At 63.0% G+C, this 24,608-nt stretch carries 29 protein-coding genes and 1 pseudogene; 11 read left to right on the top strand and 19 right to left on the bottom strand.

Features of this window, described 5'->3' with window-relative positions; translation table 11 throughout:
- Positions 1–385: 385 nt before the first annotated feature.
- Genes ptsP through ACIQ3Q_RS05770 form a run of 4 tightly spaced genes read right to left on the bottom strand, consistent with a single transcriptional unit; the run spans position 386 to position 3,535 of the window.
- Positions 386–2,155, bottom strand: a complete 1,770-nt coding sequence (ptsP, locus tag ACIQ3Q_RS05785) for a phosphoenolpyruvate--protein phosphotransferase (RefSeq protein WP_396268058.1) — start codon at positions 2,153–2,155, stop codon at positions 386–388.
- Positions 2,156–2,214: 59 nt separating this feature from the next.
- Positions 2,215–2,484: an HPr family phosphocarrier protein gene (locus ACIQ3Q_RS05780; protein ID WP_396268057.1), complete on the bottom strand. Its 270-nt coding sequence runs from the start codon at positions 2,482–2,484 to the stop codon at positions 2,215–2,217.
- On the bottom strand, positions 2,453–2,902 hold the full coding sequence (locus tag ACIQ3Q_RS05775) for a PTS sugar transporter subunit IIA (protein ID WP_396268056.1): 450 nt from the start codon (positions 2,900–2,902) through the stop codon (positions 2,453–2,455). Before ACIQ3Q_RS05775 ends, ACIQ3Q_RS05780 begins: the two co-directional genes overlap by 32 nt.
- 48 nt (positions 2,903–2,950) lie before the next feature.
- Positions 2,951–3,535 carry a hypothetical protein gene (locus ACIQ3Q_RS05770; protein ID WP_396268055.1) on the bottom strand — a complete coding sequence of 195 codons (585 nt, stop codon included), beginning with the start codon at positions 3,533–3,535 and terminating at the stop codon, positions 2,951–2,953.
- Positions 3,536–3,731: 196 nt separating this feature from the next.
- Here ACIQ3Q_RS05770 and ACIQ3Q_RS05765 point away from each other — a divergent pair, with 196 nt between their 5' ends.
- Positions 3,732–4,880: a hypothetical protein gene (locus tag ACIQ3Q_RS05765; RefSeq protein WP_396268054.1), complete on the top strand. Its 1,149-nt coding sequence runs from the start codon at positions 3,732–3,734 to the stop codon at positions 4,878–4,880.
- Positions 4,881–4,933: 53 nt separating this feature from the next.
- Here ACIQ3Q_RS05765 and ACIQ3Q_RS05760 read toward each other — a convergent pair whose 3' ends face one another.
- Entirely contained in the window at positions 4,934–5,617 is a 684-nt protein-coding gene (locus ACIQ3Q_RS05760; protein ID WP_396268053.1) for a DUF4197 domain-containing protein, read from the bottom strand.
- A 12-nt stretch (positions 5,618–5,629) separates the two neighbouring features.
- Here ACIQ3Q_RS05760 and ACIQ3Q_RS05755 point away from each other — a divergent pair, with 12 nt between their 5' ends.
- A complete protein-coding gene (locus ACIQ3Q_RS05755) occupies positions 5,630–6,136 on the top strand; it encodes a peroxiredoxin family protein (RefSeq protein WP_396268052.1) in 507 nt (168 codons plus the stop codon).
- A gap of 17 nt (positions 6,137–6,153) precedes the next feature.
- Here ACIQ3Q_RS05755 and lipA read toward each other — a convergent pair whose 3' ends face one another.
- Together lipA and lipB are read right to left on the bottom strand one after the other, a co-directional pair.
- Positions 6,154–7,137: a lipoyl synthase gene (gene lipA, locus ACIQ3Q_RS05750; protein ID WP_396268061.1), complete on the bottom strand. Its 984-nt coding sequence runs from the start codon at positions 7,135–7,137 to the stop codon at positions 6,154–6,156.
- Between the two features lie 13 nt (positions 7,138–7,150).
- Entirely contained in the window at positions 7,151–7,879 is a 729-nt protein-coding gene (gene lipB, locus ACIQ3Q_RS05745; protein ID WP_396268051.1) for a lipoyl(octanoyl) transferase LipB, read from the bottom strand.
- Between the two features lie 45 nt (positions 7,880–7,924).
- On the opposite strand from lipB, the gene ACIQ3Q_RS05740 reads away from it, so the two are divergent.
- Complete coding sequence (locus ACIQ3Q_RS05740; protein WP_396268050.1) at positions 7,925–8,671, top strand: tetratricopeptide repeat protein; 747 nt, start codon at positions 7,925–7,927, stop codon at positions 8,669–8,671.
- On the opposite strand, the gene ACIQ3Q_RS05735 is transcribed toward ACIQ3Q_RS05740, so the two are convergent.
- Genes ACIQ3Q_RS05735 through ACIQ3Q_RS05705 form a run of 7 tightly spaced genes read right to left on the bottom strand, consistent with a single transcriptional unit; the run spans position 8,637 to position 13,646 of the window.
- Entirely contained in the window at positions 8,637–8,912 is a 276-nt protein-coding gene (locus ACIQ3Q_RS05735) for a DUF493 family protein (protein ID WP_396268049.1), read from the bottom strand. The genes ACIQ3Q_RS05740 and ACIQ3Q_RS05735 overlap by 35 nt on opposite strands.
- Before the next feature lies 1 nt (position 8,913).
- On the bottom strand, positions 8,914–9,858 hold the full coding sequence (locus ACIQ3Q_RS05730) for a D-amino acid aminotransferase (protein WP_396268048.1): 945 nt from the start codon (positions 9,856–9,858) through the stop codon (positions 8,914–8,916).
- Positions 9,833–11,041, bottom strand: coding sequence for a D-alanyl-D-alanine carboxypeptidase family protein (locus ACIQ3Q_RS05725; protein WP_396268047.1), 1,209 nt, complete (start codon positions 11,039–11,041; stop codon positions 9,833–9,835). Before ACIQ3Q_RS05725 ends, ACIQ3Q_RS05730 begins: the two co-directional genes overlap by 26 nt.
- A gap of 58 nt (positions 11,042–11,099) precedes the next feature.
- On the bottom strand, positions 11,100–11,717 hold the full coding sequence (locus ACIQ3Q_RS05720; RefSeq protein WP_396268046.1) for an alpha/beta hydrolase: 618 nt from the start codon (positions 11,715–11,717) through the stop codon (positions 11,100–11,102).
- 12 nt (positions 11,718–11,729) lie between these two features.
- On the bottom strand, positions 11,730–12,056 hold the full coding sequence (locus ACIQ3Q_RS05715) for a (2Fe-2S) ferredoxin domain-containing protein (protein WP_396268045.1): 327 nt from the start codon (positions 12,054–12,056) through the stop codon (positions 11,730–11,732).
- Between the two features lie 37 nt (positions 12,057–12,093).
- Positions 12,094–13,206, bottom strand: a complete 1,113-nt coding sequence (locus ACIQ3Q_RS05710; RefSeq protein WP_396268044.1) for a VanZ family protein — start codon at positions 13,204–13,206, stop codon at positions 12,094–12,096.
- Positions 13,207–13,214: 8 nt separating this feature from the next.
- Positions 13,215–13,646: a CopD family protein gene (locus ACIQ3Q_RS05705; protein ID WP_396268043.1), complete on the bottom strand. Its 432-nt coding sequence runs from the start codon at positions 13,644–13,646 to the stop codon at positions 13,215–13,217.
- Between the two features lie 320 nt (positions 13,647–13,966).
- Here ACIQ3Q_RS05705 and hemB point away from each other — a divergent pair, with 320 nt between their 5' ends.
- From hemB to ACIQ3Q_RS05680, 5 genes are all read left to right on the top strand, one after another.
- On the top strand, positions 13,967–14,971 hold the full coding sequence (gene hemB, locus ACIQ3Q_RS05700) for a porphobilinogen synthase (RefSeq protein ID WP_396268042.1): 1,005 nt from the start codon (positions 13,967–13,969) through the stop codon (positions 14,969–14,971).
- Positions 14,972–14,978: 7 nt separating this feature from the next.
- Complete coding sequence (locus tag ACIQ3Q_RS05695; protein ID WP_396268041.1) at positions 14,979–16,088, top strand: magnesium transporter CorA family protein; 1,110 nt, start codon at positions 14,979–14,981, stop codon at positions 16,086–16,088.
- 108 nt (positions 16,089–16,196) lie between these two features.
- Entirely contained in the window at positions 16,197–17,462 is a 1,266-nt protein-coding gene (locus ACIQ3Q_RS05690) for an HD-GYP domain-containing protein (RefSeq protein ID WP_396268040.1), read from the top strand.
- Between the two features lie 29 nt (positions 17,463–17,491).
- The gene (locus ACIQ3Q_RS05685) at positions 17,492–17,842 is read left to right on the top strand and encodes a DUF1840 domain-containing protein (protein ID WP_396268039.1); all 351 of its coding nucleotides are present in this window, start codon (positions 17,492–17,494) and stop codon (positions 17,840–17,842) included.
- The gene (locus ACIQ3Q_RS05680) at positions 17,842–18,501 is read left to right on the top strand and encodes a histidine phosphatase family protein (RefSeq protein ID WP_396268038.1); all 660 of its coding nucleotides are present in this window, start codon (positions 17,842–17,844) and stop codon (positions 18,499–18,501) included. Before ACIQ3Q_RS05685 ends, ACIQ3Q_RS05680 begins: the two co-directional genes overlap by 1 nt.
- 3 nt (positions 18,502–18,504) lie before the next feature.
- Here the strand turns inward: ACIQ3Q_RS05680 and ACIQ3Q_RS05675 are convergent, their stop codons facing one another.
- Complete coding sequence (locus ACIQ3Q_RS05675; protein WP_396268037.1) at positions 18,505–18,636, bottom strand: hypothetical protein; 132 nt, start codon at positions 18,634–18,636, stop codon at positions 18,505–18,507.
- A 57-nt stretch (positions 18,637–18,693) separates the two neighbouring features.
- Positions 18,694–20,253, bottom strand: a complete 1,560-nt coding sequence (locus ACIQ3Q_RS05670; protein WP_396268036.1) for a methyl-accepting chemotaxis protein — start codon at positions 20,251–20,253, stop codon at positions 18,694–18,696.
- Positions 20,254–20,471: 218 nt separating this feature from the next.
- On the opposite strand from ACIQ3Q_RS05670, the pseudogene ACIQ3Q_RS05665 reads away from it, so the two are divergent.
- Positions 20,472–21,512: pseudogene (locus ACIQ3Q_RS05665) on the top strand (sterol desaturase family protein); the annotation flags it as partial.
- A gap of 92 nt (positions 21,513–21,604) precedes the next feature.
- Here ACIQ3Q_RS05665 and ACIQ3Q_RS05660 read toward each other — a convergent pair.
- A complete protein-coding gene (locus ACIQ3Q_RS05660) occupies positions 21,605–22,027 on the bottom strand; it encodes a VOC family protein (RefSeq protein WP_396268035.1) in 423 nt (140 codons plus the stop codon).
- 107 nt (positions 22,028–22,134) lie between these two features.
- Between ACIQ3Q_RS05660 and soxR the strand changes: the two genes are divergently transcribed.
- A complete protein-coding gene (gene soxR / locus ACIQ3Q_RS05655) occupies positions 22,135–22,590 on the top strand; it encodes a redox-sensitive transcriptional activator SoxR (protein WP_396268034.1) in 456 nt (151 codons plus the stop codon).
- On the opposite strand, the gene ACIQ3Q_RS05650 is transcribed toward soxR, so the two are convergent.
- Both ACIQ3Q_RS05650 and ruvB read right to left on the bottom strand, forming a co-directional pair.
- Entirely contained in the window at positions 22,583–22,945 is a 363-nt protein-coding gene (locus tag ACIQ3Q_RS05650) for a thioredoxin family protein (RefSeq protein WP_396268033.1), read from the bottom strand. The genes soxR and ACIQ3Q_RS05650 overlap by 8 nt on opposite strands.
- A 1-nt stretch (position 22,946) precedes the next feature.
- Complete coding sequence (gene ruvB, locus ACIQ3Q_RS05645; protein ID WP_396268032.1) at positions 22,947–24,011, bottom strand: Holliday junction branch migration DNA helicase RuvB; 1,065 nt, start codon at positions 24,009–24,011, stop codon at positions 22,947–22,949.
- A gap of 101 nt (positions 24,012–24,112) precedes the next feature.
- On the opposite strand from ruvB, the gene nikR reads away from it, so the two are divergent.
- On the top strand, positions 24,113–24,538 hold the full coding sequence (gene nikR, locus ACIQ3Q_RS05640; protein ID WP_396268031.1) for a nickel-responsive transcriptional regulator NikR: 426 nt from the start codon (positions 24,113–24,115) through the stop codon (positions 24,536–24,538).
- Positions 24,539–24,608 lie beyond the last annotated feature (70 nt).

The following is a 24,608-nucleotide window of genomic DNA, read 5'->3' as shown; positions in this document are numbered from 1 at the left end:
TTCGCTCAAAGAATTGAAGTGAACTTCACTTCCATGAGCATTAAGGTCTTGCGACCATGTGTCCTAAGACACTTGGCACTCGCCTCTTAACGCCCACGCTTATCGGCTGTTAGTTTTTAAAGAGCTTCGACTTTCGTCGCGTTGCTGTTGACTTGTTGTCATCAGCAAAGAGGAGCGATTATGGCTTGTTTTAAAAACCCTGTCAAGCACTAGGCTTTTATCGCTTGCGGCTTGCGGTGATATTCACTTGCTTGCCGCCCTCTTGTTCACTGGTGGCGCTTGCTTTGCTTGCCGCAAAGCCGTGTCATCAGCGAAGCCCTCGACTATAGCACTGATTTTGCGAGCCGCGCAAGCAGCTATTTTGTTTTCTCTGTTTTTGCGCCCGTTACCGCTGGCCCGCAGCGTTTCGCCAGGCGGCTTGCGGGTCGTCTGCCGCCATAGCATTGTTGAGCAGCGCCGCGAAGTGCTTGGTGTCTGCCCGCAGGACACGCTGCTTGATGGCGCTGATTTGAGCGGGGTGCATAGAGAAGCTCCGCAACCCCATGGCCAGAAGGACTTCGGTAAACGCAGGATCTCCGGCCATTTCTCCACACACGCTGACGCTCTTGCCCGCCGCCGTGGCCACGGTGATGGTTTGCTCAATCAGACGCAAGACCGCTGGATGCCACGGATCATAGAGATGCGCGACTGCCTCATCGGCACGATCAATGGCCAAGGTGTATTGGATGAGATCGTTGGTGCCGATGGAGAAAAAGTCGAAGTGCGGCAGCAAGGAGCGAATCATCAATGCAGCGGCTGGGATCTCAATCATGGCCCCCAGCTCCACATCGCTGAAGGCTTGCCCGCGTTGTTGGAGTTGCTGCTTCGCCGCCTCCAGGCCTGCACGGATCTGAGCCACCTCCGAGAGATGCGCCACCATCGGGATCAGCACCCGAACCTTGCCGAACGCGCTGGCACGCAGCAGTGCGCGCAGCTGCTGCGCGAACATATCAGGCTCAGCCAAGCTCCAGCGAATGGCCCGCAAGCCCAGCGCAGGATTCAGCGTGTGCTCATGGCGGAGCTCATGGGTAGACATTCTGTCCAGGGGCTTGTCGGCACCGATGTCCACCGTGCGGATGGTGACGGGCAGGCCCTTGAGGGCCTCGACCGCCGCTTTATAGGAGAGGAACTGCTCCTCCTCGCCCGGCAGGTGCCCTTGGCGATTCATGAACAAAAATTCGCTGCGGAACAAACCCACCCCCACCGCGCCCGCCTCCAGGGCGGCAGCGGCGTCTGCAGGCAGTTCAATATTGGCCAACAACTCGACCCGCTCGCCGTCCAGCGTGACGGCCGGCGTATTGCGCAGACGGTGCAGCCGCGCCCGCTCCAGCTCGATCTGCCGCTGCCTGAAGCGGTATTCCTCCAGCACGATGGCAGAAGGATTGACGATCATCACCCCGGCATCACCATCAATGATGACCCAATCATCCTGGCGCACGATGCGGCTGGCCTCGCGTGCACCCACCACCGCCGGGATGTCCATGCTGCGGGCCACGATGGCCGTATGCGAGGTACGCCCGCCCACATCGGTGACGAAGCCCGTGAACACACCGCGCTTGAACTGCAGCATGTCCGCCGGCGCGATGTCGTTGGCCACCAAGATCAGTTGATCATCTCCGCCGAAGTCGCGGGGCGCGACAGGTGCGCTCGGTTCCTCACCGCGAGTCCGCCTGCTGGTGCGCATCAGGGCTTTGAGCACCCGCTCGACCACCTGCTCTAAGTCTGCCTTGCGCTCACGCAGATAGTCGTCCTCCATCTCGTCAAACTGACGTGCGAGAACCTCCAACTGGGCCGACATCGCCCACTCGGCGTTGTAATGCCGCTCAAGAATCCACTGCTTAGTGGCATCTGCGAGCATCTCGTCATGCAGCAGCATGAGGTGCACATCAAGCAGCGCCACCAACTCCGCGTGAGCCTCCTCCGGGACCTCCAGCTTCAAGGCCACCAACTCTTCGGCGACCTCGTCACGCGCTCGGCGTAGGCGCGCAATCTCGTCTAGTACCTGAGTCGGATCAATGAAATAGTGGGCGACATCCACGCGGCTGGACGCAACCAGTACCGCGCGACCAATGGCAACCCCGCGGGACACCGGCAGGCCAAACACTTGAATGCTCATGGACTCAATGTAGCAGTTGCACTCAGGCCGTGCGCGGCTTACCCAAGCACGCTAGGGCCTCATTGACCCTCGCCAAACTTGTCATTGACCAAGTTGGTGATGGCCTCCTGGGCCTGTTGCTCATCAGCCCCATCTGTCTCCAACTCGACTTCGGAGCCCATGCCAGCTGCCAGCATCATCACGCCCATGATGCTCTTGGCATTAACACGCCTGCCATTTCGCGTCATGAACACTTCGGACTGAAAACTGCCTGCCAGCTTTGTCAGCTTGGCCGAAGCCCGGGCATGCAAGCCCAGCTTATTGCTGATGGTCAACGTGCTCTTGATCATGGCGTGGTGGTTTCTGGGTTTGAAATTGGGGACCTTGAGGCGCAAGCTGAAGAACGCCTTGCGTACCGCCCGAGACCGCTCTGGCGACAAGCGCCTCCAAAGGCTCGTGCGTATAGCTCAGCGCACGCCACAACATGGCGACATTCACACCCGTCACCACTCGGACATTCTGCCCATCTGCTAGACGCTGGGCGGCATTGCACGGCGTTGCACCAAAGACATCGGTCAGGATCAGGAGCGGGGTGCCACGGGATTTGGCCAGCACTGCCTGAGCGGCAGCTCCAACGGCTGGACCATCCCAGCTGGGCAATACATCCAGCACCAGCAACTCACGCGCAGCTTCAGGCAGCACATGGGCAGCCACATCTCGGAGTGCACTGGCCAGCGGCGCGTGGGCCATGATCAAGATAGCGGTCATGTGGGAAGTATCTGCCAACTTCTGAGCAAGTACAGGCCAATAGACACCTCAAGGCGCCTGAAAGAGAAAACTCTCAAAAAACTGCTTGGCTGCGTCGGGAGGGACTGTTGGCCCACTGACGTTGACTTGAACAATCATCGTCCCCCGAGACACCAAGCCGGTTTCGGTTTGAACCGATTGGCCAGAAGGCATGGCACCGCCAAACCGCCACCGCCCCGCGTCGGGCTGAGGCGTCATGCCTTTCACCGCCCAGTCTTGACGGGCGGAAGAGCCAGGAGCGGCCCCCACATTGCTGGCATAGCCCAGCAGCAAATTCTTCATGACCACAGGTACGTGCGCAGGGTCTTTCACGTCCACCTCCGTCATCGCGAAGGTCAGACCGTCCACATCACAAGCCCGCAAGGTCATCGGTAGACGAACCCCGCTCAGGCCTTCCAAACTCACCTGCCGCACATGCAGGTCTGGCTTGCAAGGAAAGCTCGCCACTACCCCCGTCTGACTGCTGCGAACCTCTCGCCAGTTCAAGGCTGGCGCGCAGGCGACCAAGCCAGCCGCACAGATCAACCCCACAAGGGCAAGCACATTGCGTGCGCAGTAAAAACGCAGGTAGTAGCGCCATGCGGATCGGGTCATGGGTGGATTATCCCCACTTCGAGGGTAGTACCTCCCTGATGAGGAGGATGTGCACCTTGAGCTCCAGCCGGCATGATTCACCGGGCAATTTCTCACAGCATTGTCGCCAGCAACACGAACAGTCGCCCACAAATGTAGCCAATCGTGTCAATATCTTAAGACCCGACGCCGGGTTAACCCGAAGTCTAGGTTCATCATGACTGCAGTCCTCCCCCCTCAGCTAGAGCCACCGCACACCGCATCGCCGCTGATCCAAACCTCCAGTGACGAGCACTGGCGCGAGTTGATTGGCCAAGTAGGCAGTGACATTGCTCAATCTTTGTCCAGCGCTCTGGAGCGGGTGACGATTCTGGCCACCACGGGCAAGATCGACCGAGCGGGCTTGCGGGCACTGCGCGAAGAAATTGAGCAAGCTCGCCGCGTGGGCATGATTGGCCAGCAACTGGCCCGCTTTGCCTCCGGACGCATTCGTCAAAACGCCGAGCAGATCACGCTGACCCAAGTAGTTCGAGATGTCTTGGTGCAGCGTGGCCGAGAAGCCACCGCGCGTGGCATTGAAGTGCGCCAGGCGCTGCGGCCCGCCGAAGTCATTGTGGACCCCACCCTGCTCCACACCTTGGTTCAGTCCATCATGGATTGGGCTCTGGAGCATGCCCGCGAGCAGATCGAGTTCCGCATCGACCTCAAGCCCTGGCCGGCCCACGCCCGCTTGTTCTGCCAGTTCTTGCTCAAGGCCAGCGGTGAAGCGCCCGCTGATGTGGTGGCGCGCCATGACGCCACGCCCGGCCTGGACTCTATGACTTGGCGCTTGGTGCAGCAGATTTGCTGGACACTGGGTTTGGTGATTGACCGCGTGGACACCACCGAGACAAGCTCGGTCTTGATCGAATTCCCTCGAACCGTACAAGACAAAGTCGAGGGGATTGCCCTGACCGAGGTCGAGCCGGATTTTGGTGTGTCCGAGAACTCAAAGCCCTTGGCCGGCAGCCAAGTGTTGGTGCTGGCTGCACGACGTGAACTGCGCACCGAAGTGCGCGATGCCATCCGTCACATGGGCTTGGTGCTGGACTTCGTCAGCTCGGTCGATGAGGCCGAAGAATACTGCCGCGATACCCTGCCGCACGCCATCATTTACGAATCGGCCTCGGCGGGGCAGCGTTTTGAGCGCCTGCGCAGCGGGCTCTCGCACGACTTCCCCAACTTCGTCTTCATCGAGATTGCCGAAGAAGGCAGCCGCTTCGCCCTGAGTGGTGAAAACGGCCGTCGCCATGCCGTCATTGGCCGCGACACCGTGCTGCAGTCCCTGCCCTCAGCACTGATCTACGAGCTGTCACGCAGTATGTAACGCTATAGCGCTGGGCGCAGGTCGCCCGGCTCTACGGGCTGCAGCGCGGCAACTCAGCCGCCAAACACCTTGCGCAAGATATCGCTGCCGGTCCCTACCGGGTCGCGGCGAATCTTCTTTTCTTCCTCGCCGATCATGAAGTAGAGCCCGTCCAGGGACTTCCGCGTCACATAAGCTTGGATATTGGTGTCTTCCTTCTTCACCAGCCCCAAGCCCGAGGCCTTGCCGGCCACGGCGTTGTACTTGTCGGCCAATGCCACTTGCTCGGTGGCTTTGGTCACGATGGGCAAAAAGCGCTCAGTTAATGCAGCCCGGGTCCGCTCGGTGAAGAACTGCGTCACCGAGGTCTCGCCACCTTGCACGATGCGCGCCGCGTCTTGGACCGACATGCTCTTAGCCGCATTGACCAACAATTCCTTGGCCTGTGGCACGGCCGCTTCGGCGGCCCGGTTCATCGCGGTCACCAGTTCATCCACGCGCTTTTGCTGGCCGGTGTACTTCAGCACCTTGGCGGCATCGTTCAAAAAGCCTGGCAGGGGAATGCGCACTTGGGGGTTGCCCAGAAAGCCATCGGTTTGTCCCAACAGCCCCACGGCCGCCACCGCGCCACGCTCCAAGGCGGCTTTCACGCCTGCGGAGGCATCTGCATTGCTCAACTGAAAGGCCTGCGCTTGGGGAGTGGAAAGTCCCACCCCCAGCGCTGCCAAAGTGCCTGCCGTAAACTTCCGTCGCTTCATTGGGAGTCCTCCATGGATCGTCGTCGTCATCTTGCCTCCTGCGCCAGCCTGCTGGCAACCGCCTGCGTGGGCAGCTTGGCCCTGTCGGGCTGCTCCTCGCGTGAATCCGCGCCGGATGTCGCAATCACGTTGCTGGACGGCAGCAGCCACGCCGTTTCAGCCCAAAAGGGCAAAGTGACCCTGGTGAACTTCTGGGCCACCAGCTGCACCTCTTGCGTCAAAGAAATGCCCGAGTTGGTGAGCACCTTTGAAAAGTACAAGAGCCAGGGCTATCAGACCTACGCCGTGGCGATGAGCTACGACACACCGGCTTTTGTCAGCAACTTTGCCGAAACCCGCCAATTGCCGTTTCATGTCGCCATGGATACCAGCGGCGCCGTCGCCAAAGCCTTTGGCGATGTGCGCCTGACGCCCACCAGCATCTTGATCGACCGGCAAGGCCGCATCGTCAAACGCTATGTAGGCCCACCTGACTTTGAGGCCCTGCACAAGCAGATCGAAGCGCTGCTGGCGGCCTAAGCCGCCCGCTCCTTCGATCAGGCCACGCCCGCGTGCGCCGCTTGTTGGTCGGCGTGATAGCTGGAGCGCACCATGGCGCCCACCGCCGCGTGGCTGAAGCCCATCTCTGCGGCCTTGGCCTCAAACATCTTGAAGGTGTCGGGGTGCACATAGCGGCGCACCGGCAGGTGGTGGCCGGAGGGGGCCAGGTACTGGCCGATGGTTAACATGTCGATGTTGTGGGCCCGCATGTCGGCCATCACCGCCAAGATTTCTTCATCGGTTTCGCCCAAGCCCACCATCAGGCCGCTCTTGGTGGGCACGCCGGGCACCTCTTCCTTGAAGCGCTTCAACAGCGTCAAGCTGAATTGGTAATCCGATCCGGGTCGCGCTTCTTTGTAGAGCCGCGGCACGGTCTCGAGGTTGTGGTTCATCACATCCGGCGGCGCTGACTTGAGAATGGCCAAGGCCTTCTCCAGGCGGCCTCGGAAGTCCGGCACCAGCACTTCAATGCGTGTCTCGGGCGATTGCTCGCGCACCGCACCGATGCACTGGGCGTAGTGATCGGCCCCGCCATCGCGCAGGTCATCGCGGTCCACGCTGGTGATCACCACGTACTTCAGCTTCAGCGCCGCAATGGTCTTGGCCAAATTGGCCGGCTCATCCACATCCAGCGGGTCTGGGCGGCCGTGGCCCACATCGCAGAAAGGGCAGCGCCGGGTGCACTTGTCGCCCATGATCATGAAGGTGGCCGTGCCTTTACCAAAGCACTCGCCGATATTCGGGCACGATGCTTCTTCACATACGGTGTGCAGCTTGTGCTCACGCAGGATGTTCTTGATCTCGTAGAAGCGCGTGGTGGGCGACCCCGCTTTGACACGAATCCAGTCTGGCTTCTTCAGCGTTTCGGCCGGAACGATCTTGATGGGAATCCGCGCGGTCTTGGCCTGGGCCTTCTGCTTGGCAGTGGCGTCGTAATCGGCGCCAGTCTTGGCTTGGTGGGTGACGTTCTCGGTGGCCATGAACAAGGCTCTCTTAAAAGGCGAAGGGCACAGGGTTTGACGAGTGGCCCAGATGATGACCCAGCCGCTCAGCCAGCACATCGGCAACGGCCTGCGGCTCAGCGCGGACGCCCAGTGTAGCGAGGTCCACTGTTTTCAGCCCCGCATAGCCACATGGGTTGATGCGCACAAAGGGCTCCAAGTCCATGGCCACGTTCAGCGACAGGCCATGGTAAGTGCAGTGGTTGCTGACCTTGATGCCCAGGGCTGCGATCTTGCCCAAGCCTTCAAAGACATCTTGCCTGGGCCCGGCGGGCAAGCCCAGGTTAAACGGGTCAGCCAGGTTCACATACACCCCCGGCGCACTCGGCACCCGAAAGCCCACGACCCCAAAAATCTCCAGGGTCTGGATCAGTGCGGCCTCCAGGCGAAAGACGTACTCCTTGACGTAAATGCCAAGCCGGCGCAGGTCCACCAGCGGGTAAGCCACCACCTGACCGGGGCCGTGATAAGTCACTTGCCCGCCGCGGTTGCTTTGCACCACCGGAATATCTCCGGCCAGCAGCACATGCTCGGCCTTGCCCGCCAGGCCTTGGGTGAACACCGGTGGGTGCTCCACCAGCCACAACTCATCGGGCGTGTCGGCGGTGCGGGCTTCGGTGAAAGCGCGCATGCGCTCAAACACCTCGGCGTAAGCTTGCAGCCCCCCATCGCGACGAAACCAAGGCGCGGGATGCGCGCCTGCCTGAACCAGCGTACTCATCCCGCCATTGTCCCTGACCCGCGAAAGCCCTGAAGAAAGCCCACCATGCCTCCTGCCTCCCTGCTGGCCCGCCTTCTGCGAGGCCCTAGCGCGGCCGCTCTGTTGACGCTGAGTGGCTTCACCGCACTGCCTGCGTTGGCCGGTCCGACATGCTTGGCGGCCTCGGCGCCCGACTCGCCCACTGGCCAAGACCGGGCCTTTGCAGCAGCCTTGTTCGACTATGTGGAAGGCCGATGGCCGCAAGCTCAGCACAAGTTCGAAGCTTTGGCCCGAAAAGGGCATGCTGCAGCGCAGTACAACTTGGCCGTCATGCATGCCCGCGCCGAGGCCCGCCCCGCCTCCGCGAAAGCGGCGCAACAAGGCTTTGAGCGCGCCGCCGAATGCGGCTTTGTCACGGCCATGTTCGCTTTGGGTGAGTGGTTTGACAGCCCACAACGTGGCGGCCAGCGCCAGCGCGCCTTGCAGTGGTACTTGAAGGCCGCCGAAGCCGGCAGTGTGGACGGCCAGATGGCGGCGGCCACCGCCTACCTGATGGGCCGAGGCACTGCCGCAGACAGCGCGCAAGCGGCCCACTGGTACCGCAAGGCCGCCACAGCCGGTGATGTGGGCGGACAGTACATCTTGGCCTCGCTCTATGAGCGCGGTGACGGCGTGTCGCAAGACCTGCGCCTGGCGCGCTATTGGTACGAACAAGCCGCCCGACAAGGCGACGAAGCCGCCCCCGCCAAGCTGGTCGAGCTGGCGGCGCAGGAAGCGCCTACAGCACCACCTTCACCATCGGGTGGGAGCTGAGCGTTCGGTACATCTCATCGAGTTGCTCACGGCTGGTGGCGGTGATGGTCAGCGTCACGCCCAGGTAGTTGCCCGCCTTGCTGGGGCGCTGCTCCACAGTGGCGGGGTCAAAGCTCTGGTCGAACTGCTGCGCCACATGCACCATGGCCTCCACAAAGCCGGCCACATGCTGGCCCATCACCTTGATGGGAAAAGCGGACGGGTACTCGATGAGCGATTGCTCGGGTGGAATGTCTGGCATATCAAATCGATTGTTCGCGTTTGGCCTGTTGGTAGGCTTCATACAGCCGGGCATAAACCGGGCCGGGCTTGCCCCGCAAGGCCCCATGGCCCACGGCCTCACCATCGAGGCGGGTGACGGCCAAGACCTCTTTGCCGGTCGAGGACAGCAGGATCTCGTCCGCTGTGCGCAAGTCCGACTCACTCAAGGGTCGCAAGTTGAAGGGCAGGTTCAGCTCTTCACACAGCTCGCGCAGCAGGCCCACTCGGATGCCTTCGAGCACGTGGGCGTCCATCACCGGGCCCAGCAATGCACCTTCATGCACGACCCAGACATTGCACGAGGATCCCTCGGTCAACCAAGGCCCACCGGCTGCACCTTCGCGCAGCAGAATCGTCTCGGCCGCGTCAGCATCGGCCGAGAGCTGGCGCGCCAACACATTGCCCAGCAAGGAGATGCTCTTGATGTCACCGCGCTCCCATCGGAAGTCACGCGCGGTGATGCACGCCACGCCCTGATGCCGCTGCTCTGCCGACACCGGCTTCATGGCGTTGCTCATCATGAACACGGTGGGTATCAAGCCTGGCGGCATCACATGGTCGCGTGGAGCTACGCCGCGGGTGACTTGCAAGTAAACCACCTGATCGTCCGCGGGATGCGCCGCCACCAATCGGCGCACACGCGCCTGCCAACCATCGCGATCGAGCGGGTTGGGGATGCGCAACTTGGCTAAGCTGCGGCTCAGCCGGGCCATGTGCTCGTCAAAGCGGAATAGCTTGCGGCCATAGACCGGCATGGCTTCGTACACACCATCGCCGAACAGAAAACCCCGGTCCAGCACCGAGATCTTGGCCTGGTTCAGCGGCAGCAACTCGTCATTCAGGTCACACAGGGTGTCAGGCAGAGCAGTCACAGGCGTCTCCAGCGTGCAAAAGCCGACCTTACTTGATCCACAGCCGAATAGCATCCCACGCACGACCAAAAGCACCCGCCTCGGGCACGGCCGCTTGCGTGACCAAAGGCAGCTCAGCCACCACGGCGCCCGATCCGGTCGTGACTTTCAAGGTGGCCACGCGCTGCCCCTTGGCCAAGGGGGCGAGCAAGGGGTCGATGCGCTCGATGGAGGTCTTCAAGCGTTCCGCCTCCCCCTTGGGCACAGCCACAAACACCGCGCCCTCCATGCCGCCGATGGCCACCTCATTGGCCGAGCCCTTCCAGACCGGCACGGTTTGCACGGGCTTGCTGCCGTCAAACAAGCGCACAGCGTCAAAGGTGGCGTAGCCCCAGTTCAGCAGCTTTTGGCTTTCGTTGGCCCGAGACTGCATGGAGTCGGCCCCCAGCACCACCGACAGCAAGCGGCGCTTGCCGTTCGGGAAGTCACGCTGCGCCGAGGCGATCAAGCAATAGCCCGCCGCCTCGGTAAAGCCTGTCTTCATGCCATCGACCGTCGGGTCGCGGCGCAGCAGCAAGTTGCGGTTGTCCTGCTTGATGTTGTTGAAAGCGTAGTCTTTGATCGCATAGTAGGCATAGCGATCTGGGAAGTCGCGGATGATGCGCTGCGCAATCACCGCCAGCTCGCGCGCCGTGCTGCGGTGGCCTGCCTCGGTCAAGCCGGTCACATTTTTAAAGCTGGTGTTCTTCAGGCCCCAGGCTTCAGCCTGTTTGTTCATCAGGGCCACAAAGCCTTCGACCGAGCCAGACACGCCTTCGGCCAGCGCCACCGAGGCGTCATTGCCAGATTGCACGATCATGCCCCTGAGCAACTCGTCCACCGTCGGGGTCATCTTGGGGTCGATGAACATCAAAGAGCCGCCCCCTTTGCGCTCGGCCCAAGCGCGCTCGGACACGGGCAGCCTTTGGTCTAGGGCGATCTTGCGGTCACGCAGGGCCGAGAACACCACATAGGCGGTCATCAGCTTGGTCAAAGAGGCGGGCTCTGCGGCGGCATCGGCATTGCGCTCTGCCAGTACTTGGTTGGTGGTCATGTCCACCAGCAAGAAGCCTTTGGCTGCGACTTCCGGCGCTTGTGGCGCCGCCAAGGGGGCCACAGCCGCTGACCCTGCAACCACAGGAGGACGCGACGCTTGAGCTAAGGCGACCGAGCTGAGCGCTAGTGACGACAGCAGAAGAACGGATTGAATGAGTTTCATGAGAACCTAAATCAGGCCTGCCCCATCGACGACTGCGCGGGGCAAACCTTTGTCAATGTCAGGGCTGCCAAGCCGCCACCACCAGCGACTTGAGCAAAGCAAGCTGCCCATGGAAAAAATGTCCTACCCCCGGCACCACCACCACAGGGTGGACCTGGGGCCGGGCCCATGCCAAGGTGGCCGACAGGGGCACGACTTCGTCGGCCTCACCGTGGATCACCAAGGTGTTGGCGGCCACAGGGGCCACGTCAAAATTGGAGGTGGCCGGGCCGACCAGCACCAAGCGCTGCACGGCGTCTGGCGAGTCCTTCAGGCGATGGGCGGCCTGAGACGCCACGTAAGCGCCAAAGGAAAATCCCGCCAGCACCAAGGGCTGACCGGCTTGGCGATGCGCCGCGATCACCGCCAGCGCATCCTCCACCTCGCCACGGCCTTCGTCCCAGTGGCCCTCGGAGCCACCAACACCCCGAAAGTTAAAGCGCACCACCCGAAAGCCCAGTTGCACAAAGGCGCGGGCCAAGGTTTGCGCCACCTTGTTGTCCAGCGTGCCGCCGTGCAGCGGATGCGGGTGGCAGACCACAGCCACGCCGCAGGGCGGCTGCGCGGGCTCATCAATGGCCAGCGCCAAAGCACCCGCCGGCCCCGCCATCTGCAAACGTTGTGTGTGCGCGTTCATGGGCCCAGCGCCTCAGCGACCCACAGTGGGCGCCAGCATCAAGCGTTCGACCTTCTCGCCGCCCTTCAAATGCCGCTCAACGACCTCGTCGATGTCTTCAGCATCCACGAAGGTGTACCAAGTTTCGTCCGGATAGACCACGGCCACCGGCCCACCGGCGCAGCGGTCCAGGCAGCCGGCCTTGTTGACCCGAACGCCGCCAGGGCCTGCCAAACCCGCCGCCTTCACGCTCTGCTTGCAATGGTCAAAAGCCGCCTGGGCGCCTTGCTGGGCGCAACTAGCGTCGCCGTTTTCGCGCTGGTTGAGGCAAAAAAAGATGTGGTGCTTGTAATAGCTCATGCCCGGATTGTAGGCAGGGACCGAGAAAACCCTGATCTCAGCGCCAGCGCGTGGCAATGCGCCCAAGCAACCAAAGCGCGCAAGCCCAAGGCCACAGCAAGCCCACCCAACGCGCCAGACCATGAAAACGAATGAAACGCCCCTGCTCCCACGCCTGCAGGCTCTGCGCAAAGTAGGGGTCGGCGGGCGCCTGCGCCACCAGCGCCAGCATGATGGCGCAGGCCAGCAAACCCAGCGTGGCCGCCAGGCGCTGGTTGACCCACACCAACATCAGCGCCACCGCCGCCGCAACCCAGGCTCCGCGCACCACCACGGGCGCGATCCAAGCCAAAGCATGCTCAGGCCCAAAGTTCATCGCGGCAGACAAAGTAGCCGTGCCAAACCCCAGGCCCAAGGCGCCCAGCACCATCACCAAGCGTCGCCAACTCGGTGGTGTAACGGAATAGGCCAACAGACAAGGCACCAGCAAACCCAGGGACACTCCCAAGCCCTCCAGCAGCAAGGGCAGGCGCTGAGTGGGCACCGGCACCTCAGCCACCGCGCTGCGCACCGACTCCGCCCAACTCACGTCGGCCAAGCCTTGCAGCAGCGCCGTTTGCATGCCTTCCCACCCAGGGCCTAGACCAAAAGGCAAAGGGGTTGGGAACAACAAGCCCACCGGCCACAGCGCCATCAAGGCCAAGGCACCGCCACTGCGTTGGATGAACCAACGCTCTCGGGCGGCTTGCCAGTGGTCTACCCAGGCCAAGGACTGAGCCAAACCTGCCAACACCATGCCCAAAGCCGCGCCAGCGCTGTTCAGCATCCAGTCCAACAGCGAGGGGTAACGCCCAGGCAGGAACTGCTGGGTCACCTCCAAGGTGTAGGACAGGGCCGAGGGCAGCAGCACCGCCCACAGCGCGCCCGGCAAGGGTCGCCAGGCACTGCGCACGGCAGCGCCGTAGACCAGCGCCCCCAGCGGCACATAGCCCAGCAGGTTGGCCCACATGTCAAAGCGGTCGCGCCACGGTGGCATGGGCAGCGCAAGCCACGACCAGCCCTCGCCACCGGGCCAGCGCCAGCCCACAAAGGGGTAGAGGCTGGCATAGCCCATCAGCCCGACCAAGACCCAGGCCAGCGGAACGGCGGAGCTGGTGCCCTGGGGCCGCATTTGAGTGCTCAGAACGGTTTGACCACCACCAACACGACGATGGCGATGAACAGAAGCACACTGACCTCGTTGAACACCCGGAACCAGCGGTGCGAACGCCGATTCTCGAAGTGCTCAAATTTGTGCAGGATGCGATGGCAGGCATGTTGGTAGCCCAGCACCAGCGCCACCAGCGCCAGCTTGGCATGCATCCAGCCGCCCACGTTCCAGCCCATCATCCACCACAAGACCAGACCCAGCAGCAAGGCAGGCACCATCAGCAGGAGCGCAAAGCGCGAGAGCTTGCGCGCCATCAGCAGCAAACGCTCGCGCTCGGCATGCGACTCTTGCGGCACCATGGCCAAGTTCACAAAGATGCGCGGCAGGTAGAACAAGCCCGCAAACCAACTCGCCACAAAGACGATGTGAAAGGCCTTGACCCAGAGATAGCTTGTGCTCATGCCCAGATTATGAGGCGCGACGTGCCGGGCTGACTTCGGCTCCACACCAAGCGCGACAGCGCAGCAGCGCAGCAGCGCTCAAAAAGGAGGGCCAGAAAAGAAAGAGCCCAGACCATAAAGGCCTGGGCTGAAAAGCCTTGACGCTGTCATCACGTAAAGGCACCTGCTCAGGGAGGAAAAGCAGGGAGCGCGCCCTCACGGGCACCACTCAGAAGTGACTTTAACACCGCAAGACCTAGCCGCCATCGGCAAGAACCCCGCAAAATGCACAGTTCGCGGCGCCTGCCGCACTCACCTCCCTAGAATCACAGGAACTCGCCGTGCCGACTCCGCCCGCCTTTCCCGCCAGCCGCCCGCGCCGTTTGCGCCGTGATGCCTTCAGCCGCGCCATGGTGCGCGAATATCACCTGCGCCCCGAAGATTTGATCCTGCCTGTCTTTGTGTTGGATGGCCAGCAGCGGCGCGAGCCTGTCGCCAGCATGCCGGGCGTTGAACGCCTTAGCCTGGACCTGCTTTACCCGGTGGCCGAGGAATGCGTGCGCCTGGGCATTCCGGTGATGGCCCTGTTCCCGGTGATCGACGCCAGCCTCAAAACGCCTGATGGCCGCGAAGCCACCAACCCCGACGGTCTGGTGCCGCGCGTGGTGCAAGGCCTCAAGGCCCGCTTCCCCGAACTGGGCGTGCTGACCGATGTCGCGCTAGACCCCTTCACCAGCCACGGCCAAGACGGCTTGCTGGATGACTCGGGCTATATCTTGAATGACGACACCGTGGCGGTGCTCAAGGCCCAGGCCTTGGTGCAGGCACAGGCCGGTGTCGACATCGTTGCGCCCTCGGACATGATGGACGGCCGCATCGGTGCCATCCGCCAAGCCCTGGAAGGTGCGGGCCACATCCACACCCGCATCATGGCCTACAGCGCCAAGTACGCCAGCGCCTTTTATGGTCCCTTCCGCGACGCCGTGGGCTCGGCCGCCAACCTGGGCAAAGCCGACAAGAAGACGTATCAGATGGACCCGGCAAACAGCGACGAAGCACTGCGTGAAGTGGCGCTCGACATCGCCGAAGGCGCGGACATGGTGATGGTCAAACCCGGCATGCCCTACCTGGACATCGTCCGCCGCGTGAAAGACGAATTCCGCGTGCCCACCTTCGCCTATCAAGTCAGCGGCGAGTACGCCATGCTCAAGGCCGCCGCAGCCAACGGCTGGCTGCAACATGATGCCGTGATGATGGAGTCGCTGCTCGCCTTCAAGCGCGCCGGGGCCGATGGTGTGCTGAGCTACTTCGCCCTCGAAGCCGCGCGCCTGCTGCGTCAGGACTAAGCCCTTGATGCGCATCTTCTTGATCCGCCCAGAGAGCTTCACTGCGCTGGGCTTGCTGCCTGAAGATCTGCCTGCCGACGGCTTTCTGTGGCTGGGCTGCACCCGTGCCGAGCTGAATGCAGAGTTGGCAGCCGTGCAAGCAGGGCTTCATCGATGGATGGGGGCGGCCCTGGTCGATTTGCACACCAGCGACCTGCTGAATGCCCATTTGCCCTCGCATTTTGAGGACACTTCCTGGTACGACATGCTGGTCTTCAGGCGCTTGGCAGCGACGCCCAGCAGCGCCCAGCACAAAGATGGCGAGGATCCAAAACCCCCCAAGCGGGACGGCCTGCACGAGGCCCTGGAGGCCATCGACACCAACCCCGTCGGCTTCGCCGTCTTTGACCGCGTGCTGCTGACAGTGCACCCAGAAGGGTGCCAGGTGCTGGAGCACTTTGCCCAGCGTCTGGAGCAGCATTCCCAAGAGCCCGATCTGCGCGGCAGCGCCCGTCTGCCCACCAGCCCCGCCGACCTGATGCTGCGCATGGTCAACCACATGGTGGACAGCTACCTTGAGCTGCGGCGCATGCTGACCCGCCAGTTCACAGCCTTGCAGGCGGCCTTGTTGGCCCCGCGCAGCCGTTTTGACGACTGGCCCGCCCTGCTGGCCGCGCGCGACGCCTTGCACCGGCTGGAAGACACCTGCGAGGACCAACGCAGTGCCATCCAGGAATGGATAGACGCGCTGGACGAATGGCCGCTGGAGGCCGACGCCACCAAGCGGCGCGAGCGCGAGCTGCTGCGGGTGCGCTCCCGCGACGTGCTGGAGCACATCGAGCGCGTGCTCAGCCATGTTCGGCGGCTGGAACAGTCGGCCGATGGCGCCGTGCAAATGCACTTCTCGGCGCTGAGCAACCGCACAAACGACATCATGCGCACCTTGACGGTGCTCACCGCCATCTTCCTGCCGCTGAACCTGATCACCGGCATCTTTGGCATGAACTTCGATGCGCTCCCGCTCATCCACAGCAGCACCGGCTTTTTTGTGGCCCTGGGCCTGATGCTCTGCGTGGGCATTGGACTGGGCCTGTTTTTCTGGCGCAAGCGGTACTTGGGCACTCAAGTTCGACGCTGAGGCGACGACACCCCCCCAAAGTCGGGTGTCAAGTCGGCCGCATCCGCAGCCGACAACAGAAGCAGAACCTTTAGCAGCCCTCTGCAAAGGACTGTTTTGAGCACCACCATGACCGCCAAAGTTCCTGTCGAGGACCTGCGGGTGGGGATGTTCATCCACCTCGACCTCGGGTGGATGTCCCACCCCTTCCCACTGTCCAGTTTCAAAATCAGCTCGCAAGAGCAAATCGACACCGTGCGCAGCCTCGGGCTGAGCCATGTCCGCTGGGACGCCGCGCGCAGCGATACCGTGCACACCACGCCCGAGCTGGTGGCGGCGACGCCCATTGACATGCCCGCCCCAGCGGCGGTCTCGGCCGAACCCGAAACCCCCGGCCAGCGTCAGGCCAAAGCACTGGCTGCGCAAGAGACGACCCAGCGGCTGTGCGAAAAGCAGTTTGGCGAAGCCTGCCGCGCACTCAAGCAGATCAATGACCAAGCGCTCACCGCGCCCCAAGCGGCCCGAGACAGCAGCCATCAGCTGACCCGCGCCCTGCTGGACAAAATGCTGATCGGCGACGCCGAGCTTTGTCTGCGGGTACTGGGCGACACCAGCGGCGACCGTGGCTCGGCCCACGCCATGAACGTCAGCGTGCTCTCATTGCTACTGGCCAAGCACCTGGGGTGGCCCGACCACGAGCTGATGGACCTGGGGACTGGCGCACTGTTGCACGACATCGGCAAACTGAACTTGCCGGATCGCCTGCGCTGGCAACAGGACAACTTCACGACCGCCGAGCAAAGTCTTTACCGAGACCACGTGGCCCAAGGCATTGCGCTGGGCCGCCGCATGGGGTTGACGGCCGGCAGCCTGTTGGTGCTGGCCCAACACCATGAGATGGCCGATGGCTCGGGCTTTCCGTCAGGCTGCCCGCAAGAGCGCATGACACAGGCCGCGCGCATCGTCTCCATGGTCAACCACTATGACAAGCTCTGCAACCCCGCCACACCAAGCATGGCGCTAACGCCGCACGAGGCGCTCTCGCGCATGTTTGCGCAAAGCCGCACACGCTTCGACATCAGCCTGCTGAACGCCTTCATCCGCATGATGGGCATCTACCCGCCCGGCTCGGTGGTGCAACTGTCGGATGAGCGCTTTGCGATCGTCATGACCGTGAACGCGCAACGCCCGCTCAAACCCACGGTGCTGGTGCATGACCCACGCGCCTCGCGGCAAGACCGCCTTCACCTCAACCTGGAAGGTGTCACCGACATTGGCATTCGGCGCAACCTCAAGCCGGACCAACTGCCAGTCAAAACGGCCGAATTTTTGGCGCCACGCCAGAGGCTGAGCTACTTCTTCGGCGCCGACATCAATACCCCCCATGCCGCCTGAACCCGCCGCCCCGCCCCGGCCTCTGCAGCATGGGAGGACAATGCAAGGGTGACACCACCAACTCAGGGGCGACTGTGATCTACAAATTCAAAAGCAAAGCATCGGGCGATGTGATCATGCTGGGCGACTTAGGCGACCGCTTGCTCACGCTGATGGGCAAGGAGCCTGCCGCCAAGGGCATCATCGAGCCTGCGGCCTATCCTGCAGCCATTGCCGCTCTGCAATCCGCCATTGCGGAAGAGGAGCGTGAGCGCGCGCAAGCCGCTGAAGAAGACACCGACTCCGCCCCCAGCGTCTCCCTGCGCCAGCGCGCGTGGCCGCTGATCGACATGATGCAGCGCTGCCAAGGCGCTGATGAGCCCATCGTCTGGGGGGTGTAATGCGAGAGCCGACGCGCATCATCGCCATCCGCCACGGCGAAACTGCCTGGAATGTGGCGTCGCGCCTGCAAGGCCAATTGGATGTGCCGCTCAATGAGCGCGGCCAAGCACAAGCCCGACTCACCGCGCAAAGCCTGTTGGAAGACCGCCCCGACGTGCTCTACAGCAGCGACCTGAGCCGCGCCAGAGACACTGCCCGCGCCATCTCCGAAGCTTTGGGCATGCCGTTGACAGAGCATGCCAGCCTGCGCGAGCGACACTTTGGACATTGGCAAGGCCAGACCTATGCCGAGATCGAACAGCAATGGCCCGACCTGAGTGAACTGTGGCGTCGCCGCCTGCCCGAGTTTGGGCCAGAAGGTGGCGAGACCTTGCAGGCGTTTTCGGACCGCTGTGTGGCGGCTTTTGCTGCACTGGCCGCACCGCACGAGGGGCAGACCGTGGTGATCGTGACCCACGGCGGCGTGCTGGACTGCCTCTACCGCGCCGCGTCTCACATGACGCTGAATGCACCACGCACCTGGGAGTTGCCAAACACGGGCATCAACCGCCTGCTCTACACCGGCGAGGGCTTTACCTTGGTCGGCTGGGCCGACACTTACCACCTAGAGGCCCAAGCGCTGGACGAAGCTACCGACGGCGCCACCCAAGCGGTGTGAGCTTTAGAACGTCGTCCAGTCGTCATCGCTGGCCGTGCTGGCCACAGCCGGTGCGCTGGCAGCAGGGGCAGGCGGCGACGGTGGTGTTTGCGGCTTGGCGGGTGCAGCACGCGGTGCGGTCGGAGCTTTAGCCACGACCGAAGCGGGTTTGGGTGCAGCCAAGGGTGGTGCGCTGTAGGCCGACGCGCTGTGTCAGCTGTCCTGCCCGCTGAGCTTGAACACGGCGACGGCCTGCACCAATTGCTGGGCTTGGCCGCGCAAGCTTTCCGCTGCCGCGGCGCTTTCCTCTACCAAGGCCGCGTTTTGCTGGGTGGCCTGGTCCATCTCGGTCACCGATTGCCCAACCTGGGCCACGCCAGCGCTTTGCTCGGCACTTGCGGTACTGATCTCACCCATGATGTCCGTCACACGGCGGATGGCGGTGACCACCTCGTTCATGGTGTGACCGGCCTTATCGACCAGCGCTGAGCCCTGCTCGACCCGGTCCACACTGGCCGTGATCAGCTGCTTGATCTCACGCGCAGCTTCGGCGCTGCGTTGCGCCAAGCTACGCACCTCACCAGCCACCACGGCAAAGCCGCGGCCTTGCTCGCCAGCGCGTGCGGCTTCCACCGCCGCATTCAGGGCCAGGATATTGGTTTGGAAAGCAATGCCGTCGATCACCGAGATGATGTCCGCAATCTTCTTGGAGCTTTCGTTGATGCCCTTCATGGTCTCAACGACTTGGCCGACCACATCACCGCCTTGCACGGCCACGGTCGAGGCCCCCATGGCCAGTTGATTGGCCTGCTGCGCGTTGTCGGCGTTCTGGCGCACCGTGGAGCCCAATTGCTCCATGGCGGAGGCCGTGCGCTCCAGCGCTGAGGCCTGCTGCTCGGTGCGGCCACTCAAGTCTTGATTGCCTTGGGCGATCTGGGCACTGCCGGTGGCCACGCTCTCAGCATTGCGCCGCACCGTGCTGACCACTTCAGAGAGCGACTTCTGCATCTGCGCCAAGCCCGCCAAGAGCGGTGAGAACTCATCACGGGCGTCGTCCTTCACCGTGACGGACAGGTCGCCCCCTCGTACCGCATCGGCCACGCTCTGCGCCACCGCCACGCGACGGCGCAAGGTGCCGGCAATCATCCAGACAGCCGCCAACAAAACAAAACCAGCAACGGCCACCATGCCAACGATCATGCGCGCCATCGCGGTGGCTTTTTCGTCGATACCCGCAAGGTCGCGCTTCAGCCATTCACTCTGCCGCTTTTTCTCACTCGCTAGCGCTTCGAGCAGCTTATTGCGGGCGGGGATGGTTTTGGCAACCAGCATGTCAAAGGCGGCATCCTTCTGGCCCGCAGTGATCTGCTCGATGTTGGCCCCCCCAACTTCCCAGAACGCCTGCGCCACGGGTTGCATGCGCGCAAACTCGGCCTTGCCAATGTCAGAGGTTAGCGCTTCGCCATAGGACTTGATGGTTTCGTCAATGAGCTTGCGCTTAGCCCCAATGTCGGCCAGCGTGGCCTTGAGGTCCTCGTCGTTGCGCACCAGCAGGGCATGACGGATCTGCAAGGACACCCGTGTGACATTCAACTCAATATCAGCGACGCGCTGCAGCTGTGGCACCCGGTCTGTCTCGGTGCTCTCGGTCAGATCGTGCACCTCGGCCAGCCGCAGCCACGAAAACGCCGCTACCGCGCCAAGAATCGCCACCAGCGCCAAGGCAGCCAGCTGCAAGCGGCGCCCTATTCCCAAGCTCGACCAAAAGCTCATGGCTCACTCCTCAGAAGAATACCGTGGCTCGCGGTGAGACCCTCTCGCCGCTTTACGCTGATACAAAGTGTCGCGGTGAACTCTTCAGCTCAAGGCGCCAATAAGAAGGGTCAAGCCCGGCCGATTCTGGCGCCAGCAAGGCCATGAAAGTCCCAAGCAACAAGTCTCTCGCTTTGGGGCACCATGTCCACACCTCTCCCTATTTGCCCCCTTCGCGCATGACCTCGTCCCAAATCATTGCCCTGGCCAGCCCGGTGTTTTTATTGCTCATGGCCTTGGAGTGGTGGGTCGGGACGCGCCGCGGGCGCCCCAGCTACCGGCTCAACGACGCCTTCAACAGCCTGGGCTTGGGCATGCTCAGCCAGGTCATCGGCCTGTTCACGGCCTTGCTGGCGGTGGGTGTCTACACCAGCGTGTGGCAGCACGCCTCGCTGTGGCAGCTGCCCGCGGACCAAGCGTGGGTTTGGGTCAGCGCACTGCTTTTGTATGACTTTTGCTATTACTGGCTGCACCGCTGCGGCCACCGGGTGGCCGTGCTGTGGGCCGCCCATGCCGTGCACCACCAAAGTGAGGACTACAACCTCTCCACCGCCTTGCGTCAAACCTCCTCGGGCCACCTTTTGGGCTGGCTGTTCTACCTGCCCATGGCGGTGCTGGGCTTTCCGCCGCTGGTCTTTGCCGTGGTGGGCTTGATCGACCTGCTCTACCAGTTTTGGGTCCACACCCAGCAGGTCGGACGTCTAGGCTGGTTTGACCGCTGGTTTTGCTCGCCCAGCAACCACCGCGTTCACCATGCGGTGAATGACCGCTATCTCGACAAAAACTATGGCGGCATCTTCATGGTCTGGGACCGACTGTTTGGCACCTTCATCGATGAAGACGATCTCGAACCCATCGTCTACGGCACCCGCAAACCCCTGCGCAGCTGGAACCCCGTCTGGGCCAACCTGGAGGTCTACAGCGCATTGGCGAAGGACAGTTGGCACACCCAAGTGCCGCTGGACAAGCTGAAGGTCTGGCTGATGCCACCGGGCTGGCGCCCTGCCGATGTCGCAGCCCAAGACCCCAGCCCGCCGTTCGAGCTGAAACGCCCCCTCTACAACCCGCCCCTGTCGCGCCAGCGCAAAGCTTTGGCCTGGGCCCTGGGCCTGTGCGCCATGGCGGCGGTCATGAGCCTGCTGTGGCTGGCGCACACCCTGCCTTGGGTAGACAAAGCCGCTGCCGCTTTAGGCGTACTGAGCCTGCTGTGGCTGATCGGGCGGGTCTGTACGCCCCCGAAACTGGACATTGCTCGGGACGCGACGACTGCCCCCCACGTAAGGTAGCAAGGCCTTGACGCCTAGCCTCTGACTCAATAGTCGTTGCGCAAGGCCACTTCTTCGCTGTCGTACTGCACAAACTCAAACTGCAGTGCACCCGGTGCCATCACATAGGCACTGCGGCGGGCCGCGCCCGTGCCGCCCCAATGGTCTAAGGCAAAGCCAGCGGCGCCCAAGCGCTCGACCACCTGCGCCACATCGGGCACCACCAAGCCAATGTGCTTGACGGCCGTGTGGTGGCTTTGCCAAGCGATGGGGTCAGTCTCGCCACCGCTTTGCAAGGCCAGGTAGCTGTGGTCGTCGCCCACATGGCACCAGTCAATGGTCTTGCCAAACCAGTCCATCTGCCCGCTGCCGCGCACGCGCCAGTCGGGCAGCGCCAGCTGAATGAAGCGCAGCGTGGCGGGCAGGTCGGTGACGGTCAAATTGACATGTTCCAAAGTGATCCGGCTCATGATGAATGTCCTTGAGGAAGTTGGTGATGAGTGCATTCTCAAAGTTCAAGTGAACTTGAAGTCAAGAGATTTACACTCTCCGCGATCAATCTTCTTCGAGACACCTCATGAGCGAGCACTGGAGCATTGGCCAACTGGCCGAGCGTGCAGGCCTGGCCACCAGCGCCCTGCGTTACTACGAAGACCAAGGACTGATCACAGCCTTGCGCAGCAGCGGCGGCCAGCGGCTGTATCCGCGCGAGGTGCTGCGCCGCGTGGCCTTCATCCGCGCAGCGCAAAACGTGGGCTTGAGCCTGGACGACATCCGCCAAGCCCTGGCCAACTTGCCTGAAGGCCGCACGCCCACGCAGGCCGACTGGACGCGCCTTTCGCGCCAATGGAAGCCGCTTTTGGAGGCGCGCATTGCCGCGCTGTGCACACTGCGCGACCAACTGGATGCCTGCATCGGCTGCGGCTGCCTCTCGCTCAAGCGCTGCGCGCTTTACAACCCCGGTGATGCGGCCCAGCGCCTGGGGCCGGGGGCGCGTTACTTGCTGGGCAACAGCGCATCAGAAGTCACCTGAGCAGGCCGCTGCGCAGCAGCTGCGTCACCGCCTGCGCCAGGTGCTGCACCTCGGCCTCGTGGAGCACCGGCATCGCCTCGGCCTGCGCCAGCAAGCGTTGGGCCACGCCTGCATGCGGCAGCACCGTACCGTAGAAGACGGGCTGCTCGCCCCGCATCAGCAGCAGGGTCGGAAAGTTGTCAATGTCGGGCACCGGCCCAAAGGCCTCCAGCGCATCGGCTTGGTCTTCAATGTCCACCCAAGCGGCTTGCAGGCCGGGGCTCTGTGCCACCAGCGCGTCAAAGGTCAAGCGGTACTCGGTGCAGGTTTTGCACCAGGCCGCGCACAGGCAGGCCAGGGTCAACGGCGCGGGCACATCAAGACTCGAACAGGTCGCCCGCACGGGAGGGCGGCGTCAGCCCCAAGTGACGCCAAGCCAGCAAGGTGGCGACCCGACCACGTGGGGTGCGCTGCAGATAGCCTTGTTGGATGAGATAGGGCTCGATCACGTCTTCGATGGTGCCGCTCTCTTCGCCAATGGCCGCCGCCACGTTGTCCAGGCCTACGGGGCCGCCATCGAAGCGGTGGACCACGGCCTCCAGCAGTTTGCGGTCCATCACATCAAAACCCATCGGGTCCACGTCCAGCATCTTCAGCGCGGCATCGGCCATCACGCGGGTGATTCGGCCGTCTCCCTTCACGTCCGCATAGTCGCGCACGCGGCGCAGCAGGCGGTTGGCAATGCGCGGGGTGCCACGGCTGCGGCGGGCAATTTCCAGCGCGCCCTCGGGTTCGATGGGCGCATTCAGCAGACCGGCCGAGCGGGTGACGATGCGCGCGAGCTCTTCAGCGGTGTAGAACTCCAGCCGCGCCACGATGCCAAAGCGGTCGCGCAGCGGGTTGGTCAGCATGCCGGCCCGCGTGGTGGCGCCCACCAAGGTGAAGGGCTGCAAATCGAGCTTGATGGAGCGGGCCGCCGGGCCTTCGCCGATCATGATGTCGATTTGATAGTCCTCCAGCGCCGGGTAGAGGATTTCCTCGACCACCGGGCTCAGGCGGTGAATCTCGTCGATGAAGAGCACATCGTTCTTCTCGAGATTGGTCAGGATGGCGGCCAGGTCCTTGGGCTTCTCCAACACCGGGCCGCTGGTCTGGCGCAGGTTCACGCCCAGTTCGGTGGCGATGATGTGCGACAGGGTGGTCTTGCCCAAACCCGGCGGGCCAAACAGCAGCACATGGTCGAGCGCCTCGCTGCGCTTCTTGGCCGCGCCGATGAAGATCTCCAACTGCTCACGCGCCTTGGCCTGGCCCACATACTCTTGCAGCGCCTTGGGCCGCAACGCGCGCTCCAGCGCCTCTTCTTGCGGCGTGGCCGGGCTGGCCGCCACCACCCGAGCAGTGCGGGCGGGCAGATCTCCAAAGTCGTCGGTCTGGATGGACATACAGGGATTATCGCCAGCTTTGCATGACCGTCGAGCACGTCCTTCGCCCGCCTCCACCTTCTCGGGCATGATGGCCGCTCACTGACTGCTGCCCCGCTGCCATGCAACGCCTGACCATGTCCCTGGCCGATGACCTAGCCGACGCTTTCGACACCCTGGTTCGCCAACGGGGCTACGAGAACCGCAGCGAAGCCTTCAGAGATATGCTGCGGGCTGAACTGCAAGCGGCTCGGCTGGCCACGCAGCCGGAAGGGCCTTGCGTGGGCACGCTGACCTACGTCTATGACCACCATCAGCGCCAATTGGCGCTGCGCCTGACCGACCTGCAACACGACCACCACGGGCTGACCATCTCCACCACCCACGCCCACCTAGACCACGATCATTGCATCGAGGTGGTCATCCTGCGCGGGGCCAGCCGTGAAGTCCAAGCATTTGCCGATGCTGTCTTGACGCAAGCCGGGGTCAGCCACGGCCACTTGCATTTGGTGCCGCTGTCTTTGCAAACCCATACACATTCGGCTTGAAGCGCCGGTCAATCAGCTTCCAAATCCGGGGGTTGCTTTCCGCGCGTTAACCCTGAGGCCAGGGCGCCCG

The organism is Ideonella sp., assembly GCF_044358605.1.
Lineage (GTDB): Bacteria > Pseudomonadota > Gammaproteobacteria > Burkholderiales > Burkholderiaceae_C > Ideonella.
The sequence above is the reverse complement of the archived record's forward strand: the minus strand, read 5'-3'. Positions and strand labels throughout refer to the sequence as shown.

Coding starts and splice junctions, on each gene's coding strand:
- ptsP (WP_396268058.1), bottom strand. CDS start 2,155: ATGAGCATTCAAGTGTTTGGCCTGCCGGTGTCCCGCGGGGTTGCCATT.
- ACIQ3Q_RS05780 (WP_396268057.1), bottom strand. CDS start 2,484: ATGATCAAGAGCACGTTGACCATCAGCAATAAGCTGGGCTTGCATGCC.
- ACIQ3Q_RS05775 (WP_396268056.1), bottom strand. CDS start 2,902: ATGACCGCTATCTTGATCATGGCCCACGCGCCGCTGGCCAGTGCACTC.
- ACIQ3Q_RS05770 (WP_396268055.1), bottom strand. CDS start 3,535: ATGACCCGATCCGCATGGCGCTACTACCTGCGTTTTTACTGCGCACGC.
- ACIQ3Q_RS05765 (WP_396268054.1), top strand. CDS start 3,732: ATGACTGCAGTCCTCCCCCCTCAGCTAGAGCCACCGCACACCGCATCG.
- ACIQ3Q_RS05760 (WP_396268053.1), bottom strand. CDS start 5,617: ATGAAGCGACGGAAGTTTACGGCAGGCACTTTGGCAGCGCTGGGGGTG.
- ACIQ3Q_RS05755 (WP_396268052.1), top strand. CDS start 5,630: ATGGATCGTCGTCGTCATCTTGCCTCCTGCGCCAGCCTGCTGGCAACC.
- lipA (WP_396268061.1), bottom strand. CDS start 7,137: ATGGCCACCGAGAACGTCACCCACCAAGCCAAGACTGGCGCCGATTAC.
- lipB (WP_396268051.1), bottom strand. CDS start 7,879: ATGAGTACGCTGGTTCAGGCAGGCGCGCATCCCGCGCCTTGGTTTCGT.
- ACIQ3Q_RS05740 (WP_396268050.1), top strand. CDS start 7,925: ATGCCTCCTGCCTCCCTGCTGGCCCGCCTTCTGCGAGGCCCTAGCGCG.
- ACIQ3Q_RS05735 (WP_396268049.1), bottom strand. CDS start 8,912: ATGCCAGACATTCCACCCGAGCAATCGCTCATCGAGTACCCGTCCGCT.
- ACIQ3Q_RS05730 (WP_396268048.1), bottom strand. CDS start 9,858: ATGCTATTCGGCTGTGGATCAAGTAAGGTCGGCTTTTGCACGCTGGAG.
- ACIQ3Q_RS05725 (WP_396268047.1), bottom strand. CDS start 11,041: ATGAAACTCATTCAATCCGTTCTTCTGCTGTCGTCACTAGCGCTCAGC.
- ACIQ3Q_RS05720 (WP_396268046.1), bottom strand. CDS start 11,717: ATGAACGCGCACACACAACGTTTGCAGATGGCGGGGCCGGCGGGTGCT.
- ACIQ3Q_RS05715 (WP_396268045.1), bottom strand. CDS start 12,056: ATGAGCTATTACAAGCACCACATCTTTTTTTGCCTCAACCAGCGCGAA.
- ACIQ3Q_RS05710 (WP_396268044.1), bottom strand. CDS start 13,206: ATGCGGCCCCAGGGCACCAGCTCCGCCGTTCCGCTGGCCTGGGTCTTG.
- ACIQ3Q_RS05705 (WP_396268043.1), bottom strand. CDS start 13,646: ATGAGCACAAGCTATCTCTGGGTCAAGGCCTTTCACATCGTCTTTGTG.
- ACIQ3Q_RS05695 (WP_396268041.1), top strand. CDS start 14,979: ATGCGCATCTTCTTGATCCGCCCAGAGAGCTTCACTGCGCTGGGCTTG.
- ACIQ3Q_RS05690 (WP_396268040.1), top strand. CDS start 16,197: ATGACCGCCAAAGTTCCTGTCGAGGACCTGCGGGTGGGGATGTTCATC.
- ACIQ3Q_RS05685 (WP_396268039.1), top strand. CDS start 17,492: ATGGGAGGACAATGCAAGGGTGACACCACCAACTCAGGGGCGACTGTG.
- ACIQ3Q_RS05680 (WP_396268038.1), top strand. CDS start 17,842: ATGCGAGAGCCGACGCGCATCATCGCCATCCGCCACGGCGAAACTGCC.
- ACIQ3Q_RS05670 (WP_396268036.1), bottom strand. CDS start 20,253: ATGAGCTTTTGGTCGAGCTTGGGAATAGGGCGCCGCTTGCAGCTGGCT.
- ACIQ3Q_RS05660 (WP_396268035.1), bottom strand. CDS start 22,027: ATGAGCCGGATCACTTTGGAACATGTCAATTTGACCGTCACCGACCTG.
- soxR (WP_396268034.1), top strand. CDS start 22,135: ATGAGCGAGCACTGGAGCATTGGCCAACTGGCCGAGCGTGCAGGCCTG.
- ruvB (WP_396268032.1), bottom strand. CDS start 24,011: ATGTCCATCCAGACCGACGACTTTGGAGATCTGCCCGCCCGCACTGCT.
- nikR (WP_396268031.1), top strand. CDS start 24,113: ATGCAACGCCTGACCATGTCCCTGGCCGATGACCTAGCCGACGCTTTC.